The following is a 14,303-nucleotide window of genomic DNA, read 5'->3' as shown; positions in this document are numbered from 1 at the left end:
ATCACTTCCTTAAAATCTTTTTAGTCTATTAACGCCTTAGAAAGAACCGGAATTACCTGTTTCTTTCTCGACATAACTCCTGGTAAATAGAAGCCAACTTCTTCTTCCTCACCGACAAAATTCCGTTTTACCAAACTTGTAGCAGTTTGATTATATAATAATAGGCTACCTTCATTTAAAACATCAGTCACTAATAAGAAAAGATAATCATTACCTGACTCCTTCTTAACTTCATTCATAACATTTAAAATATTATGCTGCATCTCTTTAAACTCAGCTAAATCCATAATTTCAATTTGACCGACTCCAATCTTTATTTCATCAAACTTATATTCTTTGTAATCATTTAAGATTAATTCTCTTGGCTCTAATTTATTCAAAACAGAACCTGCTTTAAATAACCGTCGCCCAAACTTTTCAATTTCCACTTCTACAATTTCTGCTAACTTTTCAGCAATCATTTTGTCAACCCCAGTGCAAGTGGGAGAACGGAAGATAACTGTATCTGACAGAATAGCCGATAGTAAAACGCCAGCTATCTCTACCGATAACTCAACTCCATATTCGAAATAGAGCTTAGCAATAATAGTTGCCGTGCTTCCTACTGGCTCATTTCTAACTAATATCGGCTCTAAAGTCTCTAAATCTCCTAATCGATGATGATCAATAACTTCAACTAAAGTTGCTTCTTCGATTCCATCTACGGCCTGACTCTTTTCATTGTGGTCAACTAAAATTACCTCTTTAGTCTCTACATCAATCAAATTACGAGCTGAAACTAAACCTAATAACCTATTTTGGCGATCAGTTACCGGATAACTACGATGAGCAGAATTAATAATCTCTTCTTTTACATCTTCAACTAATTCATCAGGATAGAACTTTTCAACCTCTGTACTCAGTACCTTAGAAATAGGAATACTCATATTAATTAATCTTGCCGCTGCAAAAGTATCATATGGCACACGAATAACTGTAATCCCTTTTTCAATAGCTAAATCCTTAACTTCAGATTTAATCTCTAAATTTCCAGTAACGATCAAACATGAGATCTCTCTTTCTAAAACTGCTTCCTGTGCTTTAATACGGTTCCCTAATAAGACTATATCACCAGGGTTAATATACTCACACATAGTTTCAGTATCCATAGCACCTGTGAAGATATTACCAGTAACCTCTGAACTTAAGTCCTGTTGATTATTAATTAACTCCCCATCTAAAGTTTGAATTATATTTTCTAATGAAGTTGGCACTTCACGTAACGATTCAACAGCCAATTCTTGTAAATACCTATGAGCAATATCACTAGCAGTCACTATACCTAATAACTTATTGTCCTTATCTACTACCGGGATTACTTTAATCGCTTCTTGTTCTAATAACTCCCCCACTTCTTTAATTGGGGTGCTAGGCAGAACCGACTTCAAATTACTCTTTTCCATAATATCACTGACTCTAGTATAAACATCAGTAACTAACTTAGGTGCTGGTAGATCAAAATAATCTAATACAAATTCAGTCTCCGGATTCAATTTCCCACATCTAGCTGCAACAACATTCTCACCTTGCTTCTGCTTTAACTCAGCATAACCAATTGCTGAACAGATAGAATCAGTATCCGGGTTCTGATGACCGATAACCAACTTTTCCTTAAACATTCACATATTCACTCTCCTACGATATATATTAGATTAATTTACTTTCTTCAAGGGGGCATAGTCAACTAACAACTTCTTAACTCCTTTATTCGGAAAAGCAACTGAAACCTGTAAGTCTTTCCCGCTACTAGTGGTACTAACTATTCTGCCAAGCCCCCATTTAGGATGTTCTACCTCTTCTCCTACTTGATATTCTTTCTCTGAATTCTCTTTCGAACTCTTTTCTTCTTTATTAAGCTTCTTCTTTTGACTCTCTTTCTTTTGATTAGCAAATAGATCGTCAGGAATCTCACTTAAAAACCTAGAAGGTGGATTATAAGAATCTTTACCATAGACTCTCCTTGCTACCGCATGAGTTAAATACAATTTTTCTTCAGCCCTAGTCATACCTACATAGCAGAGTCTTCTCTCTTCTTCTATATCCTCCGTAGCATCTAATGAACGTGAATGAGGAAATAATCCTTCTTCCATTCCACTCAAAAAGACTACTGGAAACTCTAAACCTTTAGCGCTATGCAAGGTCATCATTATTATCGCATCGGCATCATCTTCTAAATTATCTATGTCAGCAACTAAAGCTACCTCTTCTAGAAAACCACCTATACTTGTGTCGTCTCCTTCATTGACATATTCCTCAATAACAGTCAATAGTTCTTTTATATTCTCGACGCGACTTCTAGCTTGATCAGTCCCTTCTTCCTGTAACATTCTCAAATAACCTGTCTCATCTAATAGTTTTCTCGCTAATTCTAAAGCATCTACTTCATCTGCTTGTTGACGTAAATAAGATATTATCGCTCCAAACTTACTAACCTTAGCACTAAAGCGACTACTAATCGTACTAATCTCATCGACTCTCTGTACCGCCTCATATAGACTAATATTATTGTCATTAGCAAACTCATTTAACCTTTGTACTGTAGTTGCCCCAACCCCACGTTTAGGTACATTAATTATTCTTTGCAGGCTAACATCATCCGCAGGATTATATATCAACCTTAAATAACCTAAGATATCCTTAATCTCTTTACGGTCATAGAACTTCAAACCACCTACCATCCGATAAGGTATACCTTCCTTAATCAAAACATCTTCTAAAACCCGTGATTGAGCATTAGTCCGATATAAAATAGCAAAATCACTATAATCTAAATCTCCATTAGCTCTATTCTTTAAAATCTCTTTAGCAATATACTGTGCTTCTTCTCTTTCATTATGAGCTTTATATAATTGTAATGGTTCTCCACCAACATTATCAGTCCAAAGCTTCTTTGGTTTACGCCCTTGATTATTACGCACTACATAAAATGCAGCATCTAATATTTTCTCTGTCGAACGATAATTCTGTTCTAGCTTGACCACTTTCACGTCTGGATAATCCTTTTCAAAGTTTAGAATATTACTAATATCTGCACCTCTAAACCCATAAATCCCCTGGTCATCATCACCTACTACACAGATATTCTGATACTCTCTGGCCAATAAATTAACTAATTTATATTGGGCATGGTTCACATCTTGATACTCATCAATTAGAATATATTTAAAACGCTCTTGATAGTATTCTAAGACTAGTTCATACTCACTAAATAGTTCGACTGTCTTCATAATCAAATCATCAAAATCGAACGCATTATTATTCTTCAAACGGGTTTGGTACAATTCATAAACTTCACCAACTATTCGTTCAAAATAACTACCTACCCGTTCTTGATATGTATCTACATCTACTAGTTCATTCTTAGCATTACTAATCTGATTTAAAATTGACCTAGGCTTGAACTGTTTAGTATCTAAATCTAATTCATTCTTAATGATATCTTTAATTACCGATTTTTGATCAGTAGTGTCATAAATCACAAAGTTATTATCATAACCTAATTTATTAGCTTCTCTACGTAAGATTCTTACTGCAATTGAATGAAAAGTACTCATCCATAATGCTTCACTATCTTTAGCAATCAACTTTTCAATTCTTTCTTGCATCTCACTAGCAGCTTTATTAGTAAATGTAACTGCTAAAATATTATAAGGGTCAACCCCTTTTTCTTGAATTAAATAAGCAATCCGATGGGTCAAAACCCTTGTCTTTCCACTGCCAGCCCCTGCCAATACTAACAAAGGCCCTTCTACATACTGTACTGCTTCTTTCTGTTGTGGATTTAAGCCACGCAAAAGTTCCATCTTTGAGCTCCTCCTTATTTACTAATCACTATCATTATAACTAATAAAAGTAGAATGGTCAATTAATTATATGAGAACCTTGACCTTACATAATTCATAGCTGACGTCAAAAATTTCATATTAATTATACTTGAAATTTAATTATGAAATTCGCTTATATAAAACACTAAGTTCTAATCCTCAATAATCTATCATAAATTTATTCTATAGAAAGGAGTCAATAGTATGAAAAGAATACTTCTGTTTCTGTTCATCTTAGCCTTTTGTAGTGGATTAACTATCAGTCTCATCTTTGCTCCTAAGACATCTACCAAACCAAAGACTGACCTAAATCTTCCCAATTTAACCCTTAAAACTGATACCGGTCAAAAGATTAACTTTAGTAAAGATATCAATAATAAGACTATCTTGCTTTTTTGGTTACCTAAATCTAATAGCTGCCAAAAACAACTTCAAATTTTAGAAGAAACTAAAACTAAACTCCAAAAGGAGATTAAAGTTTATGGTGTTTCTATTGGAAATATCCCATCAGATGAATTAAATAAAATAAAGAAAGAGAATAGCATAACCTATCCTCTCGTAATCGATAGGGAAGCCAAGCTATCAGAGAAGTTATTAATCAGTGCTATCCCTACTATGATCTTTATTAATAGCGAAGGTACAATTGTAGAAGAACATGTTGGTTTGATGAATAAAGAAGATTTAGAAAGAACTATAAATTCTATGACTCAATAGAATCAATGATTAACAGATATATAATTAAGACTCTTGCATAATTAATTACTAACGCCTAAAATTTTATATTAGTTATACTTGACATCTAACTATAAGACTTATTTAGTTAAATCACTTTAAAAATGAATATATTTTAACCCCTATAAACAGCAAACTTCCACCTACCATATATAACCACCCAACTACTTGCGCAAAAAGCCTTTCCCGCTCTAAGTTGGCTTCGTTTAAGTTATGGGTCTCATAAAAAGCAGAGTAAGCACCAATCCCGACTACTATAATAGCCGGCAATGTAGTATAAACACTGACTAAATACTCCATTAACAACTTCAAATATTCACCAAAGATTACCATCTTCTCACCCCACCTTATTTACTACAAAATTTATTTAACTAAACCAATTCTTCTAATATTAACTTCTGCTTTAATAATTACCTGGGCATCAGCAAACTCCTGATGCCAACTCTCTTTAACTTTTTTCCAATATTGCGGTTGATGACGACGTAACTGTTCTCCAAATCCAAAGAAGTCAGTCTGAAATTCTTGTTGAGCCTTCTTAATCACATCTCGAGCTCTACCTTCAATATGCTCTTCAACATTTTCTTCTATCGCTTTAATATATTTATCATTCATAGCATTTGTATCGCTGCCTACCTCTGCTATATTACCTTCGGTTCCTATCTGCACTTCAAAGATTAGTTTACCTGCTTTTACCCGTGATTTAATCATTGTCTGTGCATTCCTGATTTCATAAGTTGTCTCTTTCCCGGGTTCTTCTGGATCTTGAACAACGACATCTCCTCCTTGTACATCTCCCCTAACCCATAAGGCAGCTCTAGTCTCTACTTCGCCTAACCAGCCTACCATCTTGTCTCCTCTAAAGACTGCTGACCCTGCTACCTTTAGGTCAGTGCCTCCATCACGTACTCGTGGCACTAATGAGCCAGCATTAGTATGCATGTTAATCATCAGTTGCCCAATATCTATATCCGCTAAACGAGACGTTTCTATTTTATTCTTTAAAATACCGGTTAAATATGTACTGGTCACTTGTTCTACTGGTATTTTCCGAATTAATATATGTTTAGCAGACTTTTTACTAACAAAGATCTTAACTCGTCGCTGAACTTCATTATCTCTTTCAAAGAAATCTAGTAATCCTTGAATTCCGCGGCGAGCCAACTTTTCATGAAAGATAATCGCTTTCAAATGACCAAGATAGACACGACGATTAATGCGGGTCGTTAGCTGGCGCAAAGCTTCAAAAGGACTACTAGCAATTGTAGCTGGACTCCAACTAGGTTCTCCGCCTCCACTACCACCATCACTACCTGCTAAATTACGCACAATTGGCGCTTCAATAGTTAAGCGAACCTGTCCTTTAGACCTTCGCTCTGTCCGTTCAATTATCTCTTCAAAAGAAGGATCCTCTAATTCAGCTAGCTTAGCCTCTACTTCACTCAAAGTAGGCTCTTCATTTCCTTTTTGCTTCAGCTCCTTCTTCATTCTCTTTTCTAGCTCTTCTATCTTCTTTTGCACACTCTTCGGCTCATCAATTGCAATACCAAAAACAAATAAACGTTTATCAATCTCAATACGGTCCCAACAACCACTTACTATGCCAGTAATTATTATGATAATCAATCCAACTAATGCTAATTTAAATAATCGTTGCATACTCACCCTTCTCCTTAATCATTATCTTCTTCTCCCCATTTATTATTTTCACGCTCTATATCTTGACGATTAGGATCTGTAGGTTTTAACTCCTCTGGACGTTTAGTCATCAAGTGGATTGGTCCTCTAATGAAAGCATCCTTCCAATCAGAGATACGATAAGGTGCTAATGGACTCAAATAAGCAACTCCAAAGCTCTTTAAAGTAACTAAGTGGATTAATACCGCTAAGATTCCTAACATAATACCATATAGTCCTAATACTGCAGCTAAGATCATATATACAAATCTGATTAATCTAATCGAAAGTGAAACACTATAGTCGGGGGTAATAAAGGAAGCAATAGCTGTAATTGCCACTACAATCACCATAACTGGACTAGCAATTCCAGCTGTAACAGCTGCCTGTCCAATTACCAAACCACCAACAATACCTATAGTCTGACCGATAGGACCTGGTAGTCTAATTCCCGCTTCTCGTAATAATTCGATAGTTATTTCCATAATAACGGCCTCTATAAAAGCGGGAAACGGAACCCCTTCCCTTGTAGCTGCTAGACTAACCATTAGCTCTGTCGGGAGCATCCCTGGATGAAATGAAGTTAAAGCCACAAAAAGTGCCGGCGTCAAGGTTGCTATGAAAATAGAAACAAATCTTAAGAACCGAATACCACTCATCGCTATCCAGCGTTCATTATAATCCTCCGGCGAATGATAAAGCTGAGTAAATGTCGCCGGTACTATCAATACAAAGGGTGTATTATCTACTAAGATAGCAACTCTTCCCTCTAATAATGACCCAACTGTCTTATCTGGACGCTCCGTAGTCTGCATCTGCGGAAAGATAGAATAATGACTATCCTCAATTAATTGCTCAATATAACCACTTTCTAAGATAACATCAGTATCTATAGTGTCTAAACGAGCCTTAACTTCATCAATAACTGTTTCGTTTGCTATTCCTTTTATGTAGGCTAATGAAACATCTGTCTTAGTCCTTCTACCTACTTTAACCGCTTCTATCTTAAAATTAGGATCTCTAATTCTACGCCGTAGCAGACTAGTATTCGTTCGTAAAGTTTCGGTAAATCCATCCCTAGGACCACGAATAACCGATTCAGTCTGTGGCTCTTGCACACCTCTACTCTCCCAACCACGAGCACTAATAATCAATGCCTCCTTGGCCCCATCAAAGAGTACTGCTGTATCCCCTGATAAGACTGAGAGCACTAGCTCATCAAAACTATCTGTCTTATTAACTGAATCTACCGAAACAATAAAGCTTTCTGCAATTTGAAGCAAATTACTCTTCTTAAGTTCCAAAGCTAACTCTGTTTCTCTTACTCTATGCATTAATGGAGTTAAAATCTGCTCATTAAGAATTGCTTTTTTTATCATACCATCTACATAGAACAACATCCCTTTTAAGTCGTCTCTACCTCCAATATTAAATTCTCTAAAACTAATATCAGCATTATCTCCGAGCAACTGTTCTAAATATTCTTTATTCTTAGCTAACTTCTTAGCTAATTTTGGTGCTTGCTTATCATTCTTTTCACCGGCTGATTCACGTTTTAATAATTTTTTAAACCTCTTTTTTATCCTCTTCCACATCTAAGTCCCTCCAATTATTACTCTTTAATTGGTAATTAAATCATGACCTAAAGTTAGTATAAATATTTCTACAAAAAATATACAAAAATAAGCCCTCTTAGGCTATGAATCCTAAGAGGGCTTATTGACATTTAAATATGAAATATGTTTTTTAATAATATAATCAATCTATTTACTCAAAATGTTCCGCGCAATAACAACTCCCGAGGCTGAAGCTTGAATTAAACCTCTAGTAATACCTGCACCATCTCCAGCTACATATAGATTTTCAACTTTAGTCTCTAGATTATCATTAACCTTTAATCTTGAAGAGTAAAACTTAACTTCAACACCATATAATAATGTATGACGTGAATAGATTCCTGGAGCTACTCTATCTAAAGCTTCTAACATCTCTACAATTGCTGTCATGTGTCGATAAGGTAACACTAAGCTTAAGTCACCTGGTGTAGCTTCTTTTAAAGTCGGTTCCACTAAACCACGTTGAATCCTACTTTCAGTAGAGCGTCGACCACTTAAGAAGTCACCTAACCGTTGTACTAAGACTCCACCACCTAATAGATTAGCTAAACGAGCAATATCCTTACCGTAAGTAATCGGCTCTTTAAATGGTTCAGTAAAGGTCTTACTAACTAATAAGGCAAAATTTGTATTCTGAGTCTTGATATGAGCATGACTGTGCCCATTGACAGTTATTAGGCCACTATTATTCTCATTAACAACTTCACCTTGTGGACACATACAGAAAGTTCGTACTTTATCATCAAAAGTAGGCGTCTGATAAATAAATTTAGATTCATAAATCACATCAGTTAAATTCTCAAGAACCGCTGATGGCACCTCTACTCTTACCCCAATATCAACAGGGTTAATCGCCATATCTATCCCTAGTTTACCTGCTTCCTTACTTAACCATTCTGCATTCTCACGCCCAGGTGCAACAACAACATTATCTGCATTGATAATCTCACCATCAACCAATTCCACTCCCGTAATTCGATCATTCTCAACTATAAGCTCATCTGCTTTGACACCTATCCTAACCTCTACATCATTATCTAATAGATATTCTTTCATATTAGTTAGAACTTCTTGACTATATCCCGTCCCTAAATGCCGGATACGAGAAGGTACAAATTTTAATTCAGCTTGAATCGCTTGATGATGTATATCATCCAAAACTTCTGCGGAAGCACCATACACTTCTTCAGGAGCACCAAACTTCAAATACTCTTCGTCAACATAATCGATTAACTCTACTAATTTTTCCTTACCTATATAATTAGCTAAGTTACCACCTACCTCTGGTGATAATGTTAATTTACCATCACTAAAAGCACCAGCACCACCCCAGCCACAAACAATTGAACAGTTATTACAAGCAATACATTTAATCTCCTTATCCTTAGCCGGGCAACTTCGTCGGTCAATATCTGGTCCTTTCTCTAAAATTAAGATATCAAGTCCTGACTCCTCTTTAATCAATTCTAAAGCAGTAAAAATCCCAGCAGGTCCAGCTCCTACAATTACTAAATCATAATTTTTAGTTCGTTGTGACATGATCAATCCACCTCTTTTTTGTTTGAATGTTCACTCCTTTACTTATTATTCTGTTTAAATTTACAAAATCCTTCTTCTTTTATGATTTAAATGGGGACATCCGATTAGCCCTTCTAATCAATCTAATTAAATATATATAGAATCCAATTACTATCATCATCACTACAGTCATAGAGATTAAATTGCCTACTACCAAGAAATCATAAATCCCATGTAACAAAACCACTTGTCCCAACCCAATAGTAATTAACGTAACTTCTGAACCACGTTGCATCTTAGCTAAACCTAAATAATATCCTGCTATTCCAGAAAGAGAAGCATGTACTAAAGTAGTAATAAATGCCCTAATAATGCCTACTTGATAACCAAAAACAACGGTATATAATAAATTTTCAACTACTGCAAAGCCTAAACCAACACTAATTGCGTAGATAATTCCATCCATCACTTCATTAAATTCCTCCGAAGGATAGATTCCATAACGCACAGCTGCAAACTTAAAGAACTCTTCTGTTAGACCAATAACTAAGATTGTTAATAAAAATAATTTAATTAAATTAGTATTAGCAGTAATCTGATTAGCAAAAGGTAGTTCAATAATTCCAACTGGTATTACCGCTAATGCTCCATAAATAAAAGCTTTTATAATCATTCTTATAGGTTCAGGCTCATACCGATCTTGACGATAAAAGAAATAAACCCACAATAGACCAGGAACTAAAGAAACCAGTAACAACCAAAATACTCGCATTTAATCACCTTTCTTTATTTAGAAATAAAAAGATAACGGCAGCACTGCCGTTATAAATAAGTAAATTCTATATCTATTCTATCTCAGACTTTAACGCATCATCTTCTTTTGGTTGTTCTACCTCTTTGTTCTTATCTTCACTATCATAATTCACTTCAGGCTCAAAAATAACACGGTCCCCAGGATTTAAAGAGTAATATTCTGAACGCTCAACCCCATTAACCATTATCTTTGCCATATATTTACCTGGTACTTCTAATACACGTTTTAAACTTCCAATTGTCATATTCTTTCTTACAATCATATCTACTACTGTTGGTTTAATCATTGACTTTGTTGGATTGTTAAATTCTAATTTGATTTTCACTATAATCCACTCCTTCTTAGGTTGCTATAACAGTCAAGAAGTCTTTATCTAGACCTATTATAACCATATAGACTTACTAATATTCTTTAATATTAGCTATAAGAGTGGACTTCTAAAATAAAAATTAATTCTCTCCCTTCTCCTTCGCCATTTTTGCTCTTCGCCGATTAATAATCTGCTGTTTTAAAACAAAATTAGAAATTTGATTCTCAATTTTGCTACTTCTAAAATCAAATTTAACTCCCATTTCATAATCCTCTTCTCTATCCATAATTCTTACTACTTCTCCTAAAATTTTAAATTCTTCACCTTTTAGACTAAAGTTAAGTTCAACTACTAATCCTTTTAACAATCTAATATCCGAAAGCATACAGATACCACCGCCACTGATATCTACCATCTGTCCAGCACCTTTTTTCTCTTCTAAGTGAGTTAAATTTTCTCCTTGATAACTGACCGGACTGAACTGAATATCAGTCTTATATTCAACCCTAACAAACTGCCTCCGCTGGCGCCTATTAATTATATCAGGTAGTTTTAACTTAATTATCTCTTCTTCTCTAGACTTGATTTCTGTAGTAAAATAATGAACTCCTTGAGAACTATCTATATAAATCACCTGTATAGCATCACTAATTTTAAAATCTAAATCACCTTTTAATTTAATGATGAATTCATCTTCTTTTACTTCAGTTAATTGCCCTATTGCGGTTTTAGTTAAGTCACTAAAATCATCTTTGGGCTTTCTCAAGTTAATTTCATTGCCCTTTAAGTCCTCAATATGCATAATATCACAACACCTTTTAGGTTAAAAGTATGATATTATTATATCATTTAATAAGATACTTTGCAATCTGTCTACTTTTCTCTAATTATTCTGTTATAAATATTTTTGACTTAAACACTATCATTCTGTCTTATTTCGATATTATTTGATTCATTTTCTTCTTGGCCCTTCATAGTTGCTTTATCCCAAATTGTTTCATGTAAATAATAGATTAAAATCTTTAGTACTACCTCTATCAACGCCACTGATCCTGCTATCTCTAACTCTCCAGTTAAAAAGTATACTATCGCCATCGTTGTACTTGTAGCAGTTATCCGCCAAGTAATACTCTTTAAAATCCGCCTTAACTTATCACTCACTATTAACTACCTCCAACTTTTATCAGTTTACAGTTGACGGTTGACAGTGGAGCTAAGTAGAAGATCCCAAATTAAAAAGCAGTAAACTATCATAAGCTCATAATCAGCCTTGATTTTTAGGCTGAGTAAAACAATTAATTCATTATTGAAAATGTTTATTTTTTCTTATTCTTTCTTCTTTCCTGATACTCAAAAGCGTCTTCTTTAAAACCTTCAAGTATAAACTACTTTAATTCGAAAACTCTTTAAACTATTTTAACTGTCAACTGTAAATTGTCAACTGTCAACTAAAATTACTCCCACGGGTTAAATATTATACCTCTATCCTGTAAAAGTCCTTTAATCCGATTAGCTGACTTCTCCGCCGTTTCAAACTTCGGAATATGCAGATCGTATGAGATATCCGTAGTCACATTCTCACCAAGCCAAACAGTCTCTATCTTCTCTGGATTAACCGTTGTCTTAATTAGCTCTAAGTCTTCCTGTGTCAACTCTACAGCTGTAACAGCCAAGATTCCCCCAGCATCAAGCATGATATGTGATACTTCAGCTAGTCTTCTTAAATGTTCTTCTCTATAACTCTTATCCTCTTCGCTTTTAATATCAGCATCTACTCCGTAGAGTAAATTACCGATTCCTAAGAAGTATACTATCTTACCGTCGTTAAACAAACGCTTCTCTAAAGCCTTAGCTGTTGGCTTCTTACCTACGTCTTCTTCGCCAGTAATTAAGACTAGAGTTGACTTCTGATTATACTTCTCTGCTCGCTCATCATTAGTAATATGGCTCTTTTCCCATTTGTAATTCCTAAGCATAACTTTCTCTCTTACCCAGCTCTGTTCATCCTCTAAGGCTTTCTGGATTATACCTCCGCCTGCTATTTCGTACTCATCTACGATTACAAAGCGGCTGGTTTCTGCTATCTCACTAGCTAAATCAAAAGCTATCGCTTTTTCTAGCTTGAGAATACATTCAGCTACATCATGTCTCTCTATCTCATCTTTAGCCTCGTCTTGGTTTAAATCCGAAGCATCGATTACTCGTTCTATCTTCTCTATCTTTGCTCTTACTTTCGCTGTCCCTAATTTTAAATAGTAGTCTTTCTTCTTCTCCATCGGTTTCTTACCTAACCAAAAGAGATTGGCTCTAATCCGTGAGGTTGCTTCCGGTCGAGGTTCATCAGCTAATGTAGCCATCTCTCCACGAGTCACATATATCTGTTCCTCTAAAGTAAATCCTGTCGAATGACCTACGCCGATACTCTCCGGTGACGGCGCACTAAAGGCTTCGATAGACTTAACTTTACTTCGTTTCCCCGATGGATAGAAGACAACTTCATCCCCAACACTCATTTGACCAGCTTCTATCTTACCAGCAACGATCCGTCGATTATCGCCACCTTTAGTAAACTTATAAACATCCTGGACCGGCATTCTAAACGGCTTATCCGCTGGTAATTCTTCAGCTTTAAAGCTATCTAATACTTCTAAGACAGTCTTATCTTCATACCAAGCTGTCTTATCCGATAGACTAGCTATATTATCGCCTTCGATACCACTAACCGGCACAAAAGAATCAGGTTCAATATCTATCTGCTGCAAAAATTCAGTATACTCTTCGACTATCTCTTCAAATACCTCTTGCTCATAATCAACTAAATCCATCTTATTAACTAAAACCGTCACCTGCTTAATCCCTAACATCGATAACATATAACCGTGACGTCGAGAATTCTCCTGTACACCTTCATTAGCATCAATCACTAATAAAGCCGCCTCAGCTCTAGATGCCCCCGTCACCATATTCTTCAAAAACTCAATATGTCCCGGCGCATCGATAATAATATACTGCCTCATATCAGTCTCAAAAAAGCATCGCGCCGAATCGATAGTAATCCCCTGTGCTTGCTCATCCTTCAATGCATCCAAAAGAAATGCATACTCAAACGGCTTAGAATTCCGCCGACAAGTCTCCTTAACCTGCTCCAACTTACCATCAGGTAAAGAATCAGTATCAGCCAATAACCGCCCAATAATAGTACTCTTCCCATGATCAACATGACCAGCAATAACTATATTTAAATCATCTTTTTGATTATCTACTATATCAGTCATCAACGACTCTCCTCTGTTATTTTGATAAGAAACAATTTTTGACAGTCGAGTAAAAGCTGATAACTCTAATTAAAGTTATCAGACAGTCCTCTTCAAACCGTACATGAGATTTTCCCTCATACGGCTTCCCTTTAGACTTCATCTAAAGCTTTCACAAGTGTCAGTTTAATAAGCACTAGGTTTTATTAATCCGTATTTCTCAACTAATACCTTGTATGCTCCTTTACTATAGAGCTTGCTTCTTCTCTGACTTTTCCTTTTATAGTACCTGCCTAACCTACACTTTAGGTACCATTCTATATTCCTTTTTGCTTTATTTGGATAACTTACCCCTTCTATGGAAAAATAGTTTATCCAGCCTCTAATTTTTGAGTTTAGTTCATTTGCGATTCTCATTGGCACCAGATGGCCAGATTTCTTTAAATAACTTCCTATTTTCCTTCTTAACTTTTTCAGGGATTTCTTACTCGGGAATACATTCCAATATCTCTTGTCTTCATT

At 35.4% G+C, this 14,303-nt stretch carries 13 protein-coding genes; 1 reads left to right on the top strand and 12 read right to left on the bottom strand.

The window, feature by feature from the left end; translation table 11 throughout:
* Positions 1-20 precede the first annotated feature (20 nt).
* Together BM077_RS11655 and pcrA are read right to left on the bottom strand one after the other, a co-directional pair.
* On the bottom strand, positions 21-1,658 hold the full coding sequence (locus BM077_RS11655; protein ID WP_089750577.1) for a putative manganese-dependent inorganic diphosphatase: 1,638 nt from the start codon (positions 1,656-1,658) through the stop codon (positions 21-23).
* 33 nt (positions 1,659-1,691) lie between these two features.
* The gene (gene pcrA / locus BM077_RS11650; RefSeq protein ID WP_089750579.1) at positions 1,692-3,842 is read right to left on the bottom strand and encodes a DNA helicase PcrA; all 2,151 of its coding nucleotides are present in this window, start codon (positions 3,840-3,842) and stop codon (positions 1,692-1,694) included.
* Positions 3,843-4,067: 225 nt separating this feature from the next.
* Between pcrA and BM077_RS11645 the strand changes: the two genes are divergently transcribed.
* A complete protein-coding gene (locus BM077_RS11645; RefSeq protein WP_089750580.1) occupies positions 4,068-4,577 on the top strand; it encodes a TlpA family protein disulfide reductase in 510 nt (169 codons plus the stop codon).
* Positions 4,578-4,688: 111 nt separating this feature from the next.
* Here BM077_RS11645 and BM077_RS11640 read toward each other — a convergent pair whose 3' ends face one another.
* From BM077_RS11640 to BM077_RS11595, 10 genes are all read right to left on the bottom strand, one after another.
* Positions 4,689-4,928: a CLC_0170 family protein gene (locus BM077_RS11640; protein WP_089750582.1), complete on the bottom strand. Its 240-nt coding sequence runs from the start codon at positions 4,926-4,928 to the stop codon at positions 4,689-4,691.
* A gap of 30 nt (positions 4,929-4,958) precedes the next feature.
* Entirely contained in the window at positions 4,959-6,251 is a 1,293-nt protein-coding gene (locus BM077_RS11635; protein WP_089750584.1) for a Ger(x)C family spore germination protein, read from the bottom strand.
* Between the two features lie 14 nt (positions 6,252-6,265).
* On the bottom strand, positions 6,266-7,864 hold the full coding sequence (locus tag BM077_RS11630) for a spore germination protein (protein WP_089750586.1): 1,599 nt from the start codon (positions 7,862-7,864) through the stop codon (positions 6,266-6,268).
* Positions 7,865-8,032: 168 nt separating this feature from the next.
* Positions 8,033-9,424, bottom strand: coding sequence for an NAD(P)/FAD-dependent oxidoreductase (locus BM077_RS11625; protein WP_089750588.1), 1,392 nt, complete (start codon positions 9,422-9,424; stop codon positions 8,033-8,035).
* A gap of 79 nt (positions 9,425-9,503) precedes the next feature.
* Complete coding sequence (locus tag BM077_RS11620; RefSeq protein ID WP_089750590.1) at positions 9,504-10,175, bottom strand: PrsW family intramembrane metalloprotease; 672 nt, start codon at positions 10,173-10,175, stop codon at positions 9,504-9,506.
* Positions 10,176-10,248: 73 nt separating this feature from the next.
* Positions 10,249-10,542 carry a hypothetical protein gene (locus tag BM077_RS11615; RefSeq protein ID WP_089750592.1) on the bottom strand — a complete coding sequence of 98 codons (294 nt, stop codon included), beginning with the start codon at positions 10,540-10,542 and terminating at the stop codon, positions 10,249-10,251.
* 124 nt (positions 10,543-10,666) lie between these two features.
* Positions 10,667-11,329 (bottom strand): PilZ domain-containing protein, encoded by a 663-nt coding sequence (locus BM077_RS11610; protein ID WP_089750594.1) that lies wholly within the window; start codon positions 11,327-11,329, stop codon positions 10,667-10,669.
* A gap of 110 nt (positions 11,330-11,439) precedes the next feature.
* Positions 11,440-11,688 (bottom strand): DUF2061 domain-containing protein, encoded by a 249-nt coding sequence (locus BM077_RS11605; protein ID WP_218124689.1) that lies wholly within the window; start codon positions 11,686-11,688, stop codon positions 11,440-11,442.
* A gap of 293 nt (positions 11,689-11,981) precedes the next feature.
* Positions 11,982-13,802: a GTP-binding protein gene (locus BM077_RS11600; RefSeq protein WP_089750597.1), complete on the bottom strand. Its 1,821-nt coding sequence runs from the start codon at positions 13,800-13,802 to the stop codon at positions 11,982-11,984.
* Positions 13,803-13,967: 165 nt separating this feature from the next.
* The coding region (locus BM077_RS11595) for a group II intron maturase-specific domain-containing protein (protein ID WP_304441019.1) at positions 13,968-14,303 on the bottom strand (336 nt) is incomplete at its 5' end.

The organism is Candidatus Frackibacter sp. WG13, assembly GCF_900114655.1.
In the GTDB taxonomy this organism is placed as follows: Bacteria; Bacillota; Halanaerobiia; order Halobacteroidales; family Acetohalobiaceae; genus Frackibacter.
This window is presented reverse-complemented; position numbering and strand designations above follow the sequence as displayed.